Here is an 18,530-nt window from a genome sequence, read left to right on the forward strand (position 1 = left end):
CGGTTGGATTTTGGAAAGAAAATGAGCATGCGTCGTAAGAAATATGTCCTTAGTCTATCCTTTGACCAGTATTTAAAACGATTACTTTAAATCAAAAAAGTGTTTGAGGTAGAAAAAAGCCGAAGACCGTTTCATGCGTTTGTCGTGCTAAGGCAGCATATTTCTTTACAAAGCTTTGAATTTGTGCTACAATGGTGAAAATAGAGAAAAGGAGGGTTGGTCTTGTACCAGCCCTTTCGATATGTATCTAGAAGGAGGTATTCCCATGGCAACGATTGTGGACATTGTCACGCAGGCGATTGCTCCTCACATTGCGGCTCCTTATGAGCTCGTTGATGTGGAGTATGGTAAGATGGGTGGCGATTACGTTCTATCTATCTTTGTAGATAAAGAGGGAGGCATTTCTCTTAATGATACAGCTGAGCTATCTGAAGTGATTAGCCCGCTGTTGGATCAGATTCAACCGGATCCCTTTCCAGAACAGTATATGCTGGAAGTCACTAGCCCTGGTCTTGAAAGACCCTTGAAAAATGCTGAAGCGGTTGAAAAGGCTGTTGGTCAATACATTCATGTAAAGCTCTATCAAGCAATTGAGAAAAACAAGGTGTTTGAAGGAACGCTCCTTTCCTTTGAGAACCAGGAATTACAGATAGAATACATGGATAAAACAAGAAAGAAACAAGTAACCATTCCCTATCAGACAGTAGCGAAAGCACGTCTGGCTGTAAAAATTTAACAGAAAGGACCTTTTGAGAAAAAGGAAAAAAAGATGAGTAAAGAAATGCTAGAAGCCTTCCGTATTTTAGAGGAAGACAAGGGGATCAAAAAGGAAGACATCATCGAGGCGGTTATGGAGTCGCTTCGTTCAGCTTATAAGCGCCGTTATGGTCAATCAGAATCGGCTGCTATTGAGTTTGATGAGAAAAAAGGAGACTTTCGTGTCTACACTGTCCGTGAGGTCGTAGATGAAGTCTTTGATAGTCGTCTGGAAATTAGTTTAAAAGATGCCTTGGCTATTTCTTCAGCCTACGAACTAGGAGATAAGATTAAGTTTGAAGAATCACCCGCAGAATTTGGTCGGGTAGCAGCTCAGTCTGCCAAGCAAACCATTATGGAAAAAATGCGCAAGCAAACGCGTGCCATTACCTATAACACCTATAAGGCTCATGAAAAAGAAATCATGTCTGGAACTGTTGAACGCTTTGATAATCGTTTTATCTATGTCAATTTGGGAAATATCGAAGCACAATTGTCCAAGCAAGATCAGATTCCTGGTGAGGTTTTCCAATCGCATGACCGTATCGAGGTGTATGTTTATAAAGTAGAAGATAACGCACGCGGTGTCAATGTATTTGTTAGTCGTAGTCATCCAGAAATGATCAAGCGTTTAATGGAGCAAGAAATCCCAGAAGTCTATGACGGGACAGTAGAAATCATGAGTGTGGCTCGTGAAGCAGGTGACCGTACCAAGGTTGCTGTTCGCAGCCACAATCCAAACGTGGACGCTATCGGAACAATCGTTGGTCGTGGTGGTTCAAACATCAAGAAGATTACAGGCAAATTCCACCCAGCACGCTATGATGCTAAATTGGACCGTATGATTCCAATCGAAGAAAATATCGATGTCATCGAGTGGGTTCCAGATGAAGCAGAGTTCATCTACAATGCCATCGCCCCAGCAGAAGTTGACCAAGTTATCTTTGATACAGAAGATGGTAAGCATGCGACAGTTGTCGTACCAGATGATAAGCTCTCTCTTGCCATTGGTCGTCGCGGGCAAAATGTGCGCTTGGCAGCGCATTTGACAGGCTTCCGCATCGATATCAAATCTGCTTCAGAATATGAAGCCATGGAAGCTGCACTTTATGGTGAAGCAGAGGTTGCAGAAACTGTCGAAACAGAAGAAGTAGGCGAATAAGTTCGTCTGGAGGTACTGATGGCAAAAGCTAGAAAAATCCCCTTACGAAAATCAGTTGTTTCTGGAGAGATTATTGACAAGCGTGATTTATTACGTATTGTGAAAAATAAGGAAGGTCAAGTCTTTATTGACCCAACAGGGAAAGCAAATGGTCGTGGGGCCTATATCAAGCTGGACAATGATGAAGCAGCTCAGGCCAAGAAAAAACGCGTATTTGACCGTGCCTTTAGCATGGAAGTAGCCGCAGCATTTTATGACGAATTGATTGCCTATGTTGATCACAAGGTCAAAAGGAGAGAACTGGGTCTTGAATAACCAGCAAAGAATATTAAATTTACTCGGATTGGCGCAACGGGCTGGTCGCCTGATTTCAGGTGAAGAGTTGGTTGTTGAAAGCATTCAAAAGCAAAAGGCAAAGCTAGTCTTTCTAGCACAGGATGCAGGTCCCAACCTAAGTAAGAAAATCACAGATAAGAGTCATACCTATCAGGTAGAAGTTGTTACCGCGTTTTCAACGCTGGAATTAAGCTCAGCAGTCGGTAAGCCACGTAAGGTACTGGCTGTGACAGATGCTGGATTTACTAAGAAAATGAGGTCTATTATGGAATAGAACAGGAGGACAAAATATTGTCTAAGAAAAGATTGTATGAGATTGCCAAAGAATTGGGCAAAGAAAGCAAGGAAGTTGTCGCTAAGGCAAAAGAGTTAGGAATTGAGGTCAAAAGTCACTCGTCCAGTGTGGAAGCGGCGATTGCACAACGGATTGTTGAGGGATTTTCTGCAGTGAAAAAGGCAGCTGATAAGGCGGTTGAAAAAGCTCCTTCTCCAGCAGTAAAAATCGAAACTGTTCCGAAAAAGTCTGAACAAGCGGTTGAACAGGTGAGCCAAGAGACAAAACCGGCAGTTCTTCAAGCAGCTCCTAATCGACCAAAAAGTAGAAACTTTAAGGCGGAGCGTGAAGCACGTGCCAAGGAGCAAGCATCGAAGCGTAATCAAGGAAAAGTTCAAGGACGTCCGCAGGACAACCGTTCAAATGGCCAGCAAAAACCACATCGTGACCGCAAAGAGCAGGATCGTAGAAATAAGGGACAAAGTTTTGATAAACGTTCAGTTCAAGCGAGCAGAGGCCCAAGCCGTTCAGAGCAAGCTCCAAAAGTAGAAGAAATGAGAGCTAAAATTGATTTCAAAGCACGGGCAGCCGCTTTAAAAGCAGAACAATTGCAAGAATATGCCCGTACAAGTGAAGAGCGCTTCCGCCAGGCGCAAGAGGCGAAAAAACAGCCACAAAAACCAAAAGAAATTAAGTTTGAAGAGCCTGTGATGGAACCAAAACCTAAGAAAGTCGTGCCAGTAGCTATTGAAGAACTACCTGCTGCAGACAAACGCCGGAAAAAACAAACTCGACCAGAAAAACGTCGTGACGATTTTGATCACGAAGAAGACGGTCCACGGAAACAACAAAAGAATCGAAATAGTCAAAATCAAGTGAGAAATCAAAGAAATAGTAACTGGAATCCAAACAAGAAAAATAAAAAAGGGAAACAACCATCTGTTGTGAAACCTGTCACTGAACGTAAGTTCCACGAATTGCCGACTGAGTTTGAATACACATCAGGTATGACCGTTGCTGAAATCGCAAAACGCATCAAGCGTGAGCCAGCTGAAATTGTGAAAAAACTCTTTATGATGGGTGTGATGGCGACGCAAAACCAATCCCTGGACGGAGATACCATTGAATTATTGATGGTGGACTACGGAATCGAAGCCAAAGAAAAGATTGAAGTCGACAATGCGGATATTGAGCGCTTCTTTGTGGAAGATGGCTATCTTAATGAAGAAAAAATGGTAGAACGCCCACCTGTGGTAACGATTATGGGACACGTTGACCACGGGAAAACCACTCTTTTGGACACCCTTCGTAATTCGCGTGTCGCAACTGGTGAAGCTGGGGGCATTACGCAGCATATCGGTGCTTATCAAATTGAAGAGGGTGGCAGAAAAATCACCTTTCTTGATACACCAGGACACGCAGCCTTTACAAGTATGCGTGCGCGTGGAGCATCGGTTACGGACTTAACAATTTTGGTCGTTGCCGCAGATGATGGCGTGATGCCACAGACCATTGAAGCGATTAACCACTCAAAAGCAGCTAATGTACCAATCATCGTAGCCATTAACAAGATTGATAAACCAGGTGCAAACCCTGAGCGTGTGATTGGTGAATTAGCAGAGCAGGGTGTTATCTCAACAGCTTGGGGTGGCGACTGTGAATTTGTCGAAATTTCAGCGAAATTCAACCAAAATATTGATGAATTGTTAGAAACCGTTCTCCTTGTTGCGGAAATTCAAGAATTGAAAGCTGATCCAACTGTTCGTGCGATTGGTACCGTTATCGAAGCGCATTTAGATAAAGGAAAAGGTGCAGTAGCAACTCTTCTTGTTCAGCAAGGTACCTTGAATGTACAAGATCCAATCGTTGTCGGAAATACCTTTGGACGGGTTCGTGCCATGACCAATGATCTTGGTCGTCGTGTGAAAGTAGCTGGACCATCTACCCCAGTTTCAATTACAGGTCTAAATGAAGCGCCGATGGCAGGTGATCATTTTGCAGTCTATGAAGATGAAAAATCAGCGCGTGCAGCGGGGGAAGAACGTGCAAAACGTGCCCTCTTGAAACAACGTCAAGCTACTCAGCGTGTGAGTCTTGAGAATCTCTTTGACACCCTTAAAGCTGGAGAAGTCAAATCTGTTAATGTTATCATTAAAGCTGACGTACAAGGTTCAGTTGAAGCACTTGCTTCTTCTTTACAGAAGATTGAAGTAGAAGGTGTTCGTGTTAATATCGTCCATTCGGCAGTTGGCGCGATTAATGAGTCTGATGTAACCTTGGCAGAAGCATCCAATGCCTTTATCATTGGGTTTAGTGTTCGCCCTACTCCACAGGCGCGCCAACAAGCAGAAACTGACGATGTCGAAATCCGTCTCCACAGTATTATCTACAAGGTTATTGAAGAGATGGAAGATGCGATGAAAGGGATGCTGGATCCTGAGTACCAAGAAAAAATTATCGGTGAAGCACTCGTTCGTGAAACCTTTAAAGTTTCGAAAGTGGGAACAATCGGTGGATTTATGGTTATTAACGGGAAAGTTACTCGTGACTCAAGTGTTCGTGTTATCCGAGATGGCGTTGTTGTCTTTGATGGAAAACTCGCTAGCTTGAAACATTTCAAAGATGATGTCAAAGAAATCACCAATGGCCGTGAAGGCGGACTCATGATTGACAACTACAACGACCTCAAAGTTGATGATGTCATCGAAGCCTACATCATGGAAGAGATTAAAAAATAAGATACAAAGCCCGTAAAACACCAAGTGAAAATAGCAAATCTGACGTAGAGCCTGTAGGCTCTAGGAAGATTTGCCCCTAAAGTGAGCCACTGTTGTAACCAGCTAAAGCTGGACACCAGCGTCTCTTTTTCACACAGTGTTTAGGGCGTGTTCAGTTAGTTAAGTAGTGAGAGTGTTAAAAAAGTCCTAATGAAAATAGGAGATTTGTGAAGCGTTCGATGAACGCGAATGAATCTATCTTTTTCATAGCGACTTTTAGCTCGAACACAATTTCGCTTTGCTCAGCACTTAGGACATGCTCAGTAGTATTGTATGAATTAGCATATCCTAAAATAAATGTATTAGATGACTCATTTGCAGAGTGATAGATTGATTTTCAATCAGAAAATCCTTTAAAAAGGAGGAACGAATATGGCAAATCATTTTCGTACGGACCGTGTCGGCATGGAAATCAAACGTGAAGTCAATGAGATTTTACAAAAGAAAGTCCGTGATCCACGTGTTCAAGGTGTAACAATCACAGATGTTCAGATGCTTGGTGATTTATCTGTGGCTAAAGTTTATTACTCTATCATGAGTGATTTGGCCTCGGAAAATCAAAAAGCGCAGATAGGGCTTGAAAAAGCAAAAGGAACCATTAAACGGGAACTTGGCCGCAAGCTCACCTTGTATAAAATCCCAGATCTCGTCTTTGAAAAAGACCAATCGATTGAATATGGGAACAAGATTGATGAAATGTTGCGCGCATTAGAGAATAAAGATTAAAAAACAGCCTTTTGGCTGTTTTTTTGAAAAGATTTCCATTCTTCTTGAAAATCCCTGTGAAATATGAGAAAATAGGAAAAATCATACTGTATAGGGGTGAAAAGATGAGAGATGATATTAAAATCAACGATCGGGCCTTGGCTCTGGAAAATCAATTAATTCAAACCTTAGAAAGCATTTATGACCCAGAAATTGAACTGGATATTTATAATCTAGGGTTGATTTATGAAATCCATCTAGATGAAAATGGTTTTTGTAAAGTTGTCATGACTTTCACAGATGCTGGTTGTACCTGCTCGGAAACTTTACCAGAAGAGTTGATTGATGCGCTAAAAAAGATTGACGGCATTGAAAATGCAGGGATTGAAGTTGTTTGGTCTCCTGTTTGGAAAATGACGCGCATTAGTCGAATTGGCCGTATTACGCTAGGAATCAGTCCAAAATAAAAGGTGAGAATGACAAGGCTATTCATTTAAGCGTTTATAGGCAAAATAAAAAGGGACTGAAAATGGCTAGGCTATTTCAGTCCCTTTTTATCGTGTCGCTTATCATCAGCATCTAATTTTTCCATGGTTTTGATAATTGGTTTTTGAATCATGACGACCTGTGTATCTAAATCCTTGAAGCCAAAGCTACTATCGATACATTCTTTCCAATATTCCAGATGTTTCTTGTCAATTTCAGATTTAGAATCTTCGACATCAATACCGCCTAGACCTTGGACAGCATACCAGTAGAGGTATTCTTGTCCGTCTAGGATTTCTCTAAAAATCGTTTCGACAAACATTTTCTCATCTTCAAGAGTCAATAGGGTTTCTTCCATATGATTATTTAGAAAATTCATCCATTCATCAACAACCGCAGACTTTCCTTCCTTAACTTTAAAGCGAGTAAGTTCAACCTTGTAGTTCATATAACCCTTTCTCAAAAACCAGTCAGTGACATGACTGGTTTTTTGTCTATTTTTGCCCTGTTTCTTTGGTTTTCCAGAAGTCTGTAACGGCTCCTTTAGAAGCAGATGATACAATGTGGGCATATTTTCCAAGTACCCCACGTGAGTAGAGTGGTGGGAGTATTGTTTCTGCTTTTCGACGTTCGATTTCTTCCTCAGATACAGCCATTGTAATTTCTTTGGTATCTTGGTCAACGGTTACCATATCGCCTGTGCGCAAGTAAGCAATTGGACCGCCGACTTGAGCCTCAGGTGCAACGTGACCAACCACAAGGCCGTAGGTACCACCTGAGAAGCGGCCATCTGTGATGAGGGCAACCTTATCACCTTGACCTTTTCCAACTATCATAGAAGATAGGGAGAGCATTTCTGGCATGCCGGGACCACCCTTTGGTCCAACAAAGCGAACAACGACAACATCTCCGTCTACAATTTCGTCAGACAAGACTGCTTCAATCGCTTCTTCCTCAGAGTCAAATACTTTGGCTGGTCCAACATGACGACGAACTTTCACTCCAGATACCTTGGCAACCGCACCATCAGGCGCCAAGTTTCCTTTCAAGATAATCAAAGGACCGTCTGCGCGTTTTGGATTTTCTAATGGCATGATGACTTGTTGCCCTGGAGTCAAATCGTCGAAGGCTTCAAGATTTTCGGCAACGGTTTTACCGGTACAGGTGATGCGATCTCCGTGTAGGAAGCCATGCTTCAGCAAGTATTTCATGACAGCAGGAACGCCCCCGACTTCGTAAAGGTCTTGGAAAACATATTTTCCGGAAGGCTTCAGGTCAGCTAAGTGTGGTACTTTTTCCTGGAAATCATTGAAATCTTCTAAGGTTAAATCAACATTGGCTGCATGAGCAATGGCAAGGAGGTGAAGAGTGGCATTGGTTGAGCCACCGAGTGCCATGGTGACGGTAATCGCATCTTCAAAGGCTTCTCGTGTCAAGATGTCAGACGGTTTTAATCCCAGTTTTAGCATATTGACAACTGCGCGACCTGCTTCTTCAATGTCTGCTTTCTTCTCTTTTGATTCAGCTGGGTGTGATGAGGAACCTGGCAAGCTCATTCCAAGGACTTCGATAGCAGAGGCCATGGTATTGGCTGTATACATTCCGCCACATCCACCAGGTCCTGGGCAGGCATTGCATTCAAGACGGCGCACTTCTTCAGCAGTCATATCACCGTGATTCCATTTCCCAATTCCTTCAAAAACAGAAACGAGGTCGATGTCTTTGCCGTCCAAGTTTCCTGGTGCAATCGTTCCGCCATAGGCAAAAATAGCAGGAATATCCATGTTTGCAATAGCAATCATGGAGCCCGGCATATTTTTATCACAGCCCCCAATTGCTACGAAGGCATCGACGTTGTGACCTCCCATAGCTGCTTCGATAGAGTCAGCAATAATATCACGAGATGGGAGAGAAAAACGCATTCCAGGGGTTCCCATGGCAATCCCGTCTGCAACGGTGATAGTTCCGTATTGGACTGGCCAAGCGCCGGCATCTTTAATTCCTGTTTTGACAATTTTTCCAAAGTCGTGCAGATGGATATTACAGGGTGTATTTTCTGCCCAAGTTGAAATCACGCCGATGATTGGTTTTTCAAAATCTTCGTCTTGCATTCCTGTAGCGCGTAACATGGCGCGGTTTGGCGATTTTACCATAGAATCGTAGACAGAACTACGATGTCTCAACTCTTGTAATTTCTCTGTATCAGTCATTGGCTCTTCCTTTTCTTTCTCTATAGTTTCTTTATATTATAGCACAAATTTGTGTTTTATTACATGGCAAGATTAAAAAATTAGTAATTTCTGAAAATTCAATTATTTTATAAAATGTAATATTTGCCTTCTTTAGAAAGAAAATTAGAAATGTGTTTGGAGAGAGAATTGTATTAAAAGGTTTCTAAAAACGAACAAAATTGGGAATTTTCAGAAAATTCTATTGACTTTATTTCTCATTATGATATGATAGTACGTAAATAATATTTATCTAGTATTTTGTAGTTGAACATGATATTATAGAAGATGAAGGTAAGATGATATATGAGAGGAGGAGGAGAGTTGAACCGAGTTCCATTAGATGAGGTGCGATCAGGATCGTATCTCATACTTGATACCTTAAAAAAATTGGGTGTTGACATCATTTTTGGTTATCCAGGCGGGGCCGTACTGCCACTCTATGATGAAATTTATCACTTTGACGGCATTCAGCATGTATTGGCACGTCACGAACAAGGGGCAACCCATGAAGCAGAGGGCTATGCCAAGTCAACAGGAAAAATTGGTGTTGCGCTCGTGACAAGTGGACCAGGGGCAACGAATGCCATTACTGGAATAGCTGATGCGATGGGAGATAGTGTGCCTATGCTCGTCTTTACAGGACAGGTCGCTACTCGAGGAATTGGTAAGGATGCCTTTCAGGAGGCAGATATTATTGGGATTACCATGCCCATTACCAAATATAATTATCAAGTGCGAGATGCAGCAGATATTCCCCGTGTGATTACTGAAGCGATTCATATCGCCACAACAGGTCGTCCAGGGCCAGTCGTCATTGATATTCCAAAAGATATTCAAGAAGCTGTGGTTGATTACTACTATGATGACACAGTTCAATTACCAAGTTATCAGCCAACGATTCAACCAAATGGCTTGCAAGTGAAGAAGATTTTGCAGCAACTCTCCATTTCCAAAAAACCAATCATTCTTGCTGGTGGGGGAATAAACTATGCCGATGCTACGAAAGAATTGGTGGCTTTTGCAGAGCGCTATCGTATTCCAGTTGTATCGACCCTTCTTGGTTTAGGCACCATTCCGATTCAGCATGAATTATCACTAGGAATGGGTGGCATGCACGGTTCCTATGCCTCCAATATGGCCTTGACCGATGCGGATTACATTATCAATATTGGGGCACGATTTGATGATCGTTTGACTGGTAATCCTAGCACTTTTGCAGTTCATTCGACAGTGGCGCATATTGATATTGACCCCGCAGAAATTGGAAAAGTAGTTAAAACGCATATTCCAGTTGTAGGGGATGCCAAGGCAACGCTTGAAGCTTTACTGGCTTTGGAGACTGTTGAGACCAATTTTACTGAGTGGACCAGTCAAGTACTTGATAACAAGCGCCGTGCGCCCTTTGGCTATGATGAGGATTCAAACTATATTAAACCACAAAAAGTCATCGAACTCATTGGTGAAATGACGAATGGTGATGCGATTATCGTAACGGATGTGGGGCAACACCAAATGTGGGCAGCTCAATTCTATCCTTATAAACATGCGAGACAGCTGATTACTTCTGGTGGTATGGGTACGATGGGATTTGGTATTCCTGCAGCTATTGGTGCAAAATTGGCCAACCCAGAGCGAGAAGTCATTCTCTTTGTTGGAGATGGTGGTTTCCAAATGACCAATCAAGAATTAGCTATTTTGAATGGTTACGGAGTTCCTATTAAAGTGGTGCTGCTCAATAATCATTCGCTTGGAATGGTGCGTCAGTGGCAGGAATCTTTCTATGATGAGCGCCGCAGTCAGTCCGTCTTTGATGCAGAGCCGAATTTCCGCTTATTAGCAGAAGCTTATGGCATTCGTTATGAAAGTTGTATAGATCCAGCGACTTTGGCCCAAGATCTGCAAGTCCTTAAAGATGATAAACCGCTCTTACTAGAAGTTAACATTTCCAACAAAGAACATGTGCAGCCAATGGTACCAGCAGGCAAGAGCAATGCAGAAATGTTGGGGGTGAAGTTCAATGCGTAGAATGTTAACAGCAAAATTAAGAAATTCATCAGGGGTGTTGAATCGCTTTACAGGCGTCTTATCACGGAGACAGATTAACATTGAATCAATCTCGGTAGGACCGACTGAAGTAGCAGAAATTTCCAGAGTGACGGTCATTATTGACGTTAAGACAATGGATGAAGTTGAGCAAATCATCAAGCAACTCAATCGCTTAATTGATGTAGTGCGTGTTAGGGATATTACGGATATTCCCCACTTGGAACGCGAAGTGCTCCTGGTTAAAATAGTAGCACCGCCCGCTAAGAGAGCAGAAATTTTAGCCATTATTCAGCCCTTCCGAGCAAGTGTCGTTGATGTAGCCCCTCATTCGATTACCATTCAGATGACGGGGGATGGAGATAAGATTGAAGCGCTTCTTAGAGTTATTCAGCCTTACGGAATTAAAAATATCGCTCGTACAGGAGCGACAGGATTTAGTAGAGACTAACAATTAGAATATTAGAAAAGAGAAAAATTATGGCAGTAGAAATGCAATATGAAAAAGATGTAACAGTAGCAGCACTTAATGGCAAAAAAATTGCCGTTATCGGATATGGTTCACAAGGACATGCCCATGCGCAAAACTTGCGTGATACAGGGCACGATGTCATCATCGGTGTTCGTGCTGGTAAATCATTTGACAAGGCAAAAGAAGATGGTTTTGAAACCTTTGAAGTAGCAGAAGCTGCAAAACAAGCAGATGTCATCATGATTCTTGCTCCAGACGAAATTCAAGCAGATCTTTATGCAGAAGAAGTGGCGCCAAACTTAGAAGCAGGAAATGCGCTTGGTTTTGCTCATGGATTTAACATTCATTTTGGCTTTATCAAAGTCCCTGCCGATGTCGATGTCTTTATGTGTGCACCGAAAGGTCCAGGTCACTTGGTGCGTCGTACCTTTGAAGAAGGCTTTGGTGTGCCAGCTCTTTATGCAGTTTACCAAGACGCGACTGGCAATGCTAAACATATTGCTATGGACTGGGCAAAAGGTGTTGGTTCAGCGCGTGTTGGACTGTTAGAAACAACTTTCAAGGAAGAAACCGAAGAAGACTTGTTTGGTGAGCAAGCTGTTCTCTGTGGTGGGCTAACCGCATTGATGGAAGCAGGTTTTGAAGTTTTGACAGAAGCAGGCTATGCACCAGAATTGGCTTATTTTGAAGTGCTTCATGAAATGAAACTCATCGTAGACTTGATCTACGAAGGTGGTTTCAAGAAAATGCGCCAGTCTATTTCAAATACGGCAGAATTTGGGGACTACGTATCAGGCCCACGTGTGATTACAGACCAAGTGAAAGAAAATATGAAGGCCGTTCTTGCTGATATCCAATCTGGAAAATTTGCCAACGACTTCGTGGAAGACTACAAGGCAGGTCGTCCACGTATGGAAGAATACCGCAAGGCAGCTGCTGACCTTGAAATCGAAAAAGTAGGTGCTGAATTACGTAAAGCAATGCCGTTTGTTGGTAAAAATGACGACGATGCCTTCAAAATCTACAATTAAGATTGAACTTGATCAAGTCAGATAGGATGTAGATACTAAATAATCTGATGAGGATAGAAAATAAGTGAGGAAAGGGGCTAGCAAGATGCTCAGCTCCTCACTTTTTTCACGAATGTATAAGGAGAAACTATGTTAACAGCTAAGGACATTGTACGTGCTCATAAGGTATTAAAGGATGTGGTGGTGTATACCCCGCTGGATTATGACCGTTATTTGTCAGAAAAATATGGAGCGAAAATCTATCTCAAACGAGAGAATGCCCAACGTGTTCGTTCCTTCAAAATTCGTGGTGCCTACTATGCTATTTCTCAATTGAAAGAAGAGGAGCGTAAACGTGGTGTGGTCTGTGCCAGTGCAGGAAATCATGCCCAAGGAGTTGCCTTTACCTGTAATGAGTTGGGAATTCCTGCAACGATTTTTATGCCGATTACCACTCCACAGCAGAAAATTGGTCAAGTTCGCTTCTTTGGTGGTGACATGGTGGATATCAAGTTGGTTGGGGATACTTTTGATGCTTCAGCTAAAGCAGCTCAAGACTTTACGGAGCGTGAAAATCGTACCTTCATCGCACCTTTTGATGACATCCATGTGCAGGCAGGTCAGGGTACTGTAGGCTATGAAATCATGGAGGAAGCAGAGCGTGAATCCATTGATTTTGATACAGTTTTAGTACCAGTTGGTGGGGGTGGCCTAATTGCAGGAGTTGCTACCTATATCAAGGAAACCAATCCAGCCATTGAAGTCATCGGGGTAGAAGCTGAAGGGGCTCGGAGTATGAAAGCTGCCTTTGAAGCAGGAGGACCTGTAAAATTAAAAGAAATTGATAAATTTGCAGACGGTATTGCCGTACAAAAGGTAGGACAATTAACCTATGAAGTGACACGCAAGTATGTGGAAAACCTCATCGGTGTGGATGAGGGCTTGATTTCGGAAACCTTGATTGATCTTTATTCCAAACAAGGGATTGTGGCAGAACCAGCAGGTGCAGCCAGCATTGCAGCCTTAGATATTTTGAGCGAGTACATCAAAGGTAAAACGGTCTGCTGTATCATCTCAGGGGGAAATAATGATATTAACCGCATGCCAGAAATGGAAGAGCGGGCGCTGATTTATGACGGAATTAAACATTATTTCGTTGTCAATTTCCCTCAACGTCCTGGAGCCTTACGGGAATTCGTAACAGACATCTTGGGTCCAAATGATGACATTACTCGTTTTGAATATATCAAACGAGCTAGCAAGGGAACAGGGCCGGTCTTGATTGGGATTGCTTTGGGCGATAAGCATGATTATGTAGGATTGATTGAGCGCATGGAAACATTTGACCCATCCTTTATCAATCTCCGCGGAAATGAAACCTTGTATAATCTCCTTGTGTAAGCGGTAAAATAGTTTGAGTAAATTCTTTCGTTTTACTTGATAAGTCTCAAATAAAGGAGTATAATATCATACAAAGAAAAGGAGGGATGCTCTATGATTAGTATTATTAGCATCGTAATTGTGTTACTTGTCTTGCTGGTTGGAGCGGTTGTTCTCAGTTCACTCTATGTCGTTCGCCAACAATCGGTTGTGATTATCGAACGCTTTGGTAAATATCAGAAACTGAGTGCGAGTGGGATCCATCTACGCCTTCCATTTGGTATTGACCATATTGCGGCTCGGATTCAATTGCGCTTATTGCAAAGTGAGATTGTCGTGGAAACCAAGACCCAGGACAATGTCTTTGTAACGATGAATGTGGCGACTCAGTATCGGGTCAATGAAAATAATGTGACCGATGCCTACTACAAATTGATCCGACCAGAAGCGCAAATTAAGTCTTATATTGAAGATGCTCTTCGCTCCTCTGTTCCTAAGCTAACCTTGGACGAGCTTTTTGAGAAAAAAGATGAAATCGCCCTTGAAGTACAAAAACAAGTAGCAGAAGAAATGTCTACCTACGGTTACATTATCGTGAAAACTTTGATTACCAAGGTAGAGCCTGATGCAGAAGTGAAGCAGTCCATGAATGAAATCAATGCGGCACAACGAAAACGTGCTGCCGCTCAGGAATTGGCAGAAGCGGATAAAATTAAGATAGTAACAGCCGCTGAAGCCGAAGCTGAAAAAGACCGCCTCCATGGTGTGGGGATTGCCCAACAACGGAAAGCTATTGTAGATGGTCTAGCAGATTCTATCAAGGAATTAAAAGAATCTGATATTGGCTTGACAGAAGAACAGATTATGTCGATTCTGTTGACCAACCAATACTTGGATACGCTAAACAATTTCTCTCACACAGGAAACAGCACCATCTTCTTGCCAGCCAGTCCTGAGGGGATGGAAGACATCCGAACCCAGATATTATCAGCATTAAAAGCAAAATAATAGATATTTATTAGGCTTTTTACTTGACAAGTAAGAAAAGATATAATAGACTAAATTGAACGAATTAAAAAGAAAGGGGTTTCTCATGACTAGTTATGAAAAAGTGGCCGCAGTTGTCGGTTGGGTACGAGACAAGAAGATTACTGGGTATCGCATTAGTAAAGAGACAAATGCACGTGAGATGTCAGTTATTGCCCTTGCGCAAGGTAGAGCAAAAATTGATAATATTTCATTTGCTACCGCTTTGGGACTTATTGATTTTTATGATAAAAATCATAAAAAATTTGAGAACTAATTTTAGGCACCAAAAAGAGGAGATTCTGTCTCCTCTTTTACTTCACATAAAAATCAACTAGGAAATCTAGTTGATTTTTGTTTTATAAAACATGTCCGAGGAAGCGTTGTAAGAATTCTTTTGTTCGTGTCTCCTGAGGATTTTCAAAGATTTGTTGAGGACTACCTTCTTCAGCAATCACTCCCTTATCCATAAAGATAACACGGTCTGAAACATCGCGAGCAAATTCCATTTCATGGGTTACGATAATCATGGTTAGTCCTGATTTAGCTAGATCCTTCATAGTTTTTAAAACTTCTCCAACCATTTCAGGATCAAGGGCAGAAGTTGGCTCATCAAAGAGAATGACTTCTGGATTGACAGAAAGAGCACGGGCGATAGCGACCCGCTGTTTTTGACCACCGGATAACTGACTTGGCTTGGCAGTCCAGTATTGCTCTGTCATTCCGACCTTATTTAGATTTTCTTTGGCAATGGTTGCTGCCTCTGCTCGACTGCGTTTTAGGACAGTCGTTTGTGCGACGATGGCATTTTCTAGAACATTCAAGTTGTTAAAGAGGTTAAAGGATTGAAAGACCATGCCCAATTTTTCACGATAGCTTGTTAAATCATAACCTTTTTCCAAAACATTTTGTCCATGGTAGAGGATTTCTCCCTCACTAGGTGTTTCTAACAGATTGATTGACCTCAGAAAGGTTGATTTTCCAGAACCAGAAGAGCCGATAATGGAGATAACCTCTCCTTTTTTTACTGTCATGGAAATATCTCTTAGAACCAAATTTTGGCCAAAGGCCTTTTTGAGATGGTTAATTTCTAAAATTGTATTAGTCATGAAGCACCTCCGTTTGCATTTGATTGGCTCCAGTTGTGTAGGTATCCGTATCAAAGCGTTTTTCAATCATGCGTAGGATTCGGGTAACCGTAAAGGTCAGGATAAAGTAGATAATAGCGATAACGGTAAAGGTCTGGAAGTATTGATAGGTCTGTGTTGCGACCGTATTTCCAGAGAAGTAAAGTTCTACTACCGAAATCACGTTTAAGACAGAGGTATCCTTGATGTTGATGACGAACTCGTTACCGGTAGCAGGCAAGATATTGCGAATTACTTGCGGTAGGACGATTTTACGCATGGTTTGATTATGGGTAAAGCCAAGAGCTGTTGCTGCTTCAAATTGCCCCTTATCGACAGCGAAAATCCCTCCGCGGACGATTTCACTCATGTAGGCACCAGTATTGATGGATACGATGAAAATCGCAGCCAACGTCCGGTCAAGGTTCAAGCCAAATGCCTGAGCTGTTCCGTAGTAGATGACCATGGATTGTACAATCATCGGTGTACCACGGAAGATTTCAATGTAGACGTTGATGAGAATGGCAAGTGCTTTTTGGAGGAAAGCAAGTCCCTTGTTGTCAGCCTTTGGAGCAGTACGGAAAACACCGATGAGTAAGCCAATTGCAGTACCAATAATCGTTCCCAATATAGAAATGAGCAGGGTCATACCTGTGCCGCGAAGTAACTGTTGCCAGTTGTTCACAATGATATTCCAAACTTGAGCAAAGAAAGAAGGTTTTTCAGTTGTCTCACTTTTTTCAACGGGTTGATTTTCAATCATATCATCCATGAGTGCGAGTTGTTCTTTTTCAGTAAAGACATCTAGCACTTGGCTGACTTGTGCAATACGTGCATCATCTTTTCGCATTCCGACAGCGATGGTCACATCTTCTGCCTGTGTCTCAAAACCTGTTGTCAATTCAACCATTTTAAAAGCGGGATTTGCTTCTTGGGCTGTACGAGCTTCTGGTCTTTCTGAAACATATGCGTCAATGATTCCAGCTTCGAGAGCTTGACGAATTTGAGAAAAATCTCCCATAGCAGTTTGTTTGTCTACACCGTTTATCTGATCAATTAAGTTATAGAGATAAACGCCTTGTTGGGCTGTGATTTTAGCACCTGCAAACTCAGTGATATTAGTTGCGTTTGCCCACTTACTATCTGAGCGGACGACAAGGGTAGGAATAGAGGTGTAGTAGCTGGAAGAAAAGGCGATTTCTTTTTTGCGTTCCTCAGTTGGACTCATTCCTGCGATAATCATATCGATTTTTCCAGAAGTAAGTGCAGGAACCAGTCCTTCCCATTTGGTTTTGACGACAAGCACTTTTTTGCCCATTTTGTCTGCTATTTTTTTAGCAACCTGAACATCATAACCATTCGCGAATTGGGTGGTTCCTTCGATGGGAACAGCTCCATTTTCGTCCGTTTCTTGTGTCCAGTTGAATGGTGCATAGGCCGCTTCCATTCCGACACGTAAGTATTCATCTGCATTTACATTGGTACCCATAAAGAAAATACCGAAAAGTATGGCAAACAGAAGTAACAATCGTTTTTTCATAATCTCTCCTTTTTCAAAAGTAGTTATATTGTATAAAAAATTCTGACAAATTGCAAACTAATTGAAAATTTATGTGGTTTCATTTAGATTTGTGATATAATAAGGAAGAAATGTAAAGGAGTTAGACATGTTTGTTGAGATAATAAAAGCGATTTTCTTTGGAATTGTGGAAGGTATAACAGAATGGTTGCCGATATCTAGTACGGGACACTTGATTTTAATGCAGGAGTTTATTTCCTTCAAAAATGTCAGTGCCGATTTCACGTCGATGTTTAATGTTGTCATTCAGTTGGGGGCAATCTTAGCGGTTATGGTTATTTATTTTGACCGTCTGAATCCTTTTCAAGCTGGGAAGACTGACCGTCAGATTCAGTTGACGTGGCAATTATGGGCGAAAGTTGTCATTGCAGCTTTGCCGGCTGCAGTTTTGGGTTTTTTGTTTGATGATTGGTTGGATGATCACTTGTATAACTTTATCGTCGTTGCTGTGATGTTAATTGTATATGGTGTGGCCTTTATCTACGTCGAAAAAAGACAGCAAGAGTATCGGCTAGAGGTGACATCTTTGGCAAAAATGTCTTACCAAACAGCTCTTTATATTGGTTTATTTCAAATCCTTGCTTTGATTCCAGGGACCAGTCGGTCAGGAGCAACCATCATCGGTGGTATCCTTCTTGGTACGAGTCGGGAGGTAGCAACGGAATTCACCTTTTTCTTAGGGATTCCGATGATGTTTGGTGCCAGTTTTTTAAAGGTTATTAAACTGTTTGTGAAAGGTTTAAGTGTGACCGCTGGTCAGTGGATTTTGTTATTGGTAGCGATGGGAACAGCCTTTCTCACCTCCCTTGTAGTGATTCGTTTCTTGACAGATTATGTGAAAAAACATGACTTCACTTTTTTTGGAAAGTATCGCATCGCTCTAGGGACAATTTTAGTGATTTACTATCTGATCACGCTCATTTTTTAGAAAGATATAGGGGATCAGCTTATTCTTTAAGAGATGTGAGCTTACCAACTGTTCTATAAACCAATAGAGGTATTCGTTCGAGTGGTCAGAGAAAGGCGAGGGGATACCTCCCACGCCAAACGCATGAAGAAAAGATAGTTTTCAGAAAACGACATACATAGTGACAAAATCAATCAAAGTAGTAAACTAGAGATAGAGGTGACTACAATGATTGATTTTCTCGTTTCCATAGACTCCC

The 18,530-nt window shown here is 41.9% G+C and carries 17 protein-coding genes and 2 pseudogenes; 15 read left to right on the plus strand and 4 right to left on the minus strand.

Going from position 1 to position 18,530, the window contains the following annotated elements:
* Window positions 1-265: 265 nt before the first annotated feature.
* The 8 genes and pseudogenes from rimP to ABPH35_RS07770 all read left to right on the plus strand — a co-directional run bounded on the left by rimP (window position 266) and on the right by ABPH35_RS07770 (window position 6,477).
* Window positions 266-736: a ribosome maturation factor RimP gene (rimP, locus tag ABPH35_RS07740; RefSeq protein WP_349989160.1), complete on the plus strand. Its 471-nt coding sequence runs from the start codon at window positions 266-268 to the stop codon at window positions 734-736.
* 33 nt (window positions 737-769) lie between these two features.
* Entirely contained in the window at window positions 770-1,918 is a 1,149-nt protein-coding gene (gene nusA, locus ABPH35_RS07745) for a transcription termination factor NusA (RefSeq protein WP_119876036.1), read from the plus strand.
* 18 nt (window positions 1,919-1,936) lie between these two features.
* Window positions 1,937-2,233: an RNase P modulator RnpM gene (gene rnpM / locus ABPH35_RS07750; protein ID WP_119876037.1), complete on the plus strand. Its 297-nt coding sequence runs from the start codon at window positions 1,937-1,939 to the stop codon at window positions 2,231-2,233.
* On the plus strand, window positions 2,190-2,528 hold the full coding sequence (locus ABPH35_RS07755; protein WP_119876038.1) for a YlxQ-related RNA-binding protein: 339 nt from the start codon (window positions 2,190-2,192) through the stop codon (window positions 2,526-2,528). The genes rnpM and ABPH35_RS07755 overlap by 44 nt, the downstream gene beginning before the upstream one ends.
* A 53-nt stretch (window positions 2,529-2,581) precedes the next feature.
* Window positions 2,582-2,635, plus strand: a pseudogene (locus tag ABPH35_RS11005) (hypothetical protein); the annotation flags it as partial.
* A gap of 456 nt (window positions 2,636-3,091) precedes the next feature.
* A pseudogene (gene infB, locus ABPH35_RS07760) lies at window positions 3,092-5,266 on the plus strand (translation initiation factor IF-2); the annotation flags it as partial.
* Window positions 5,267-5,677: 411 nt separating this feature from the next.
* Window positions 5,678-6,031: a 30S ribosome-binding factor RbfA gene (gene rbfA, locus ABPH35_RS07765; RefSeq protein ID WP_349989162.1), complete on the plus strand. Its 354-nt coding sequence runs from the start codon at window positions 5,678-5,680 to the stop codon at window positions 6,029-6,031.
* A 104-nt stretch (window positions 6,032-6,135) separates the two neighbouring features.
* A complete protein-coding gene (locus ABPH35_RS07770; protein WP_349989164.1) occupies window positions 6,136-6,477 on the plus strand; it encodes a metal-sulfur cluster assembly factor in 342 nt (113 codons plus the stop codon).
* A 71-nt stretch (window positions 6,478-6,548) separates the two neighbouring features.
* On the opposite strand, the gene ABPH35_RS07775 is transcribed toward ABPH35_RS07770, so the two are convergent.
* Both ABPH35_RS07775 and ilvD read right to left on the minus strand, forming a co-directional pair.
* Window positions 6,549-6,944 carry a DUF6176 family protein gene (locus ABPH35_RS07775; RefSeq protein ID WP_349989165.1) on the minus strand — a complete coding sequence of 132 codons (396 nt, stop codon included), beginning with the start codon at window positions 6,942-6,944 and terminating at the stop codon, window positions 6,549-6,551.
* Between the two features lie 46 nt (window positions 6,945-6,990).
* Complete coding sequence (gene ilvD, locus ABPH35_RS07780; protein ID WP_349989166.1) at window positions 6,991-8,706, minus strand: dihydroxy-acid dehydratase; 1,716 nt, start codon at window positions 8,704-8,706, stop codon at window positions 6,991-6,993.
* A 324-nt stretch (window positions 8,707-9,030) separates the two neighbouring features.
* Here ilvD and ABPH35_RS07785 point away from each other — a divergent pair, with 324 nt between their 5' ends.
* The 6 genes from ABPH35_RS07785 (at window position 9,031) to ABPH35_RS07810 (ending at window position 14,935) form a co-directional block, all read left to right on the plus strand.
* Entirely contained in the window at window positions 9,031-10,752 is a 1,722-nt protein-coding gene (locus tag ABPH35_RS07785; protein WP_405054568.1) for an acetolactate synthase large subunit, read from the plus strand.
* Window positions 10,745-11,221: an acetolactate synthase small subunit gene (ilvN, locus tag ABPH35_RS07790; RefSeq protein ID WP_067086499.1), complete on the plus strand. Its 477-nt coding sequence runs from the start codon at window positions 10,745-10,747 to the stop codon at window positions 11,219-11,221. The genes ABPH35_RS07785 and ilvN overlap by 8 nt, the downstream gene beginning before the upstream one ends.
* A gap of 29 nt (window positions 11,222-11,250) precedes the next feature.
* Entirely contained in the window at window positions 11,251-12,273 is a 1,023-nt protein-coding gene (ilvC, locus tag ABPH35_RS07795; protein WP_349989169.1) for a ketol-acid reductoisomerase, read from the plus strand.
* A gap of 129 nt (window positions 12,274-12,402) precedes the next feature.
* On the plus strand, window positions 12,403-13,653 hold the full coding sequence (ilvA, locus tag ABPH35_RS07800) for a threonine ammonia-lyase IlvA (protein WP_349989170.1): 1,251 nt from the start codon (window positions 12,403-12,405) through the stop codon (window positions 13,651-13,653).
* Between the two features lie 93 nt (window positions 13,654-13,746).
* Window positions 13,747-14,640: an SPFH domain-containing protein gene (locus tag ABPH35_RS07805; protein ID WP_349989171.1), complete on the plus strand. Its 894-nt coding sequence runs from the start codon at window positions 13,747-13,749 to the stop codon at window positions 14,638-14,640.
* A gap of 85 nt (window positions 14,641-14,725) precedes the next feature.
* Window positions 14,726-14,935, plus strand: a complete 210-nt coding sequence (locus tag ABPH35_RS07810) for a capsule biosynthesis transcriptional regulator (RefSeq protein WP_075098784.1) — start codon at window positions 14,726-14,728, stop codon at window positions 14,933-14,935.
* 82 nt (window positions 14,936-15,017) lie between these two features.
* Here the strand turns inward: ABPH35_RS07810 and ABPH35_RS07815 are convergent, their stop codons facing one another.
* Both ABPH35_RS07815 and ABPH35_RS07820 read right to left on the minus strand, forming a co-directional pair.
* Window positions 15,018-15,767, minus strand: coding sequence for an amino acid ABC transporter ATP-binding protein (locus ABPH35_RS07815; protein WP_349989173.1), 750 nt, complete (start codon window positions 15,765-15,767; stop codon window positions 15,018-15,020).
* Window positions 15,760-17,325: an ABC transporter substrate-binding protein/permease gene (locus ABPH35_RS07820; RefSeq protein WP_349989174.1), complete on the minus strand. Its 1,566-nt coding sequence runs from the start codon at window positions 17,323-17,325 to the stop codon at window positions 15,760-15,762. Before ABPH35_RS07820 ends, ABPH35_RS07815 begins: the two co-directional genes overlap by 8 nt.
* Window positions 17,326-17,452: 127 nt before the next feature.
* On the opposite strand from ABPH35_RS07820, the gene ABPH35_RS07825 reads away from it, so the two are divergent.
* Window positions 17,453-18,292, plus strand: a complete 840-nt coding sequence (locus ABPH35_RS07825; RefSeq protein ID WP_349989175.1) for an undecaprenyl-diphosphate phosphatase — start codon at window positions 17,453-17,455, stop codon at window positions 18,290-18,292.
* Window positions 18,293-18,530 lie beyond the last annotated feature (238 nt).

This window comes from Streptococcus handemini, from assembly GCF_040984445.1.
GTDB lineage: Bacteria > Bacillota > Bacilli > Lactobacillales > Streptococcaceae > Streptococcus > Streptococcus handemini.

Excerpts from the sequence above, each read along its gene's own strand:
- rimP (WP_349989160.1), top strand. The coding sequence starts at position 266 with ATGGCAACGATTGTGGACATTGTCACGCAGGCGATTGCTCCTCACATT.
- nusA (WP_119876036.1), top strand. The coding sequence starts at position 770 with ATGAGTAAAGAAATGCTAGAAGCCTTCCGTATTTTAGAGGAAGACAAG.
- rnpM (WP_119876037.1), top strand. The coding sequence starts at position 1,937 with ATGGCAAAAGCTAGAAAAATCCCCTTACGAAAATCAGTTGTTTCTGGA.
- ABPH35_RS07755 (WP_119876038.1), top strand. The coding sequence starts at position 2,190 with ATGTTGATCACAAGGTCAAAAGGAGAGAACTGGGTCTTGAATAACCAG.
- rbfA (WP_349989162.1), top strand. The coding sequence starts at position 5,678 with ATGGCAAATCATTTTCGTACGGACCGTGTCGGCATGGAAATCAAACGT.
- ABPH35_RS07770 (WP_349989164.1), top strand. The coding sequence starts at position 6,136 with ATGAGAGATGATATTAAAATCAACGATCGGGCCTTGGCTCTGGAAAAT.
- ABPH35_RS07775 (WP_349989165.1), bottom strand. The coding sequence starts at position 6,944 with ATGAACTACAAGGTTGAACTTACTCGCTTTAAAGTTAAGGAAGGAAAG.
- ilvD (WP_349989166.1), bottom strand. The coding sequence starts at position 8,706 with ATGACTGATACAGAGAAATTACAAGAGTTGAGACATCGTAGTTCTGTC.
- ABPH35_RS07785 (WP_405054568.1), top strand. The coding sequence starts at position 9,031 with ATGAGAGGAGGAGGAGAGTTGAACCGAGTTCCATTAGATGAGGTGCGA.
- ilvN (WP_067086499.1), top strand. The coding sequence starts at position 10,745 with ATGCGTAGAATGTTAACAGCAAAATTAAGAAATTCATCAGGGGTGTTG.
- ilvC (WP_349989169.1), top strand. The coding sequence starts at position 11,251 with ATGGCAGTAGAAATGCAATATGAAAAAGATGTAACAGTAGCAGCACTT.
- ilvA (WP_349989170.1), top strand. The coding sequence starts at position 12,403 with ATGTTAACAGCTAAGGACATTGTACGTGCTCATAAGGTATTAAAGGAT.
- ABPH35_RS07805 (WP_349989171.1), top strand. The coding sequence starts at position 13,747 with ATGATTAGTATTATTAGCATCGTAATTGTGTTACTTGTCTTGCTGGTT.
- ABPH35_RS07810 (WP_075098784.1), top strand. The coding sequence starts at position 14,726 with ATGACTAGTTATGAAAAAGTGGCCGCAGTTGTCGGTTGGGTACGAGAC.
- ABPH35_RS07815 (WP_349989173.1), bottom strand. The coding sequence starts at position 15,767 with ATGACTAATACAATTTTAGAAATTAACCATCTCAAAAAGGCCTTTGGC.
- ABPH35_RS07820 (WP_349989174.1), bottom strand. The coding sequence starts at position 17,325 with ATGAAAAAACGATTGTTACTTCTGTTTGCCATACTTTTCGGTATTTTC.
- ABPH35_RS07825 (WP_349989175.1), top strand. The coding sequence starts at position 17,453 with ATGTTTGTTGAGATAATAAAAGCGATTTTCTTTGGAATTGTGGAAGGT.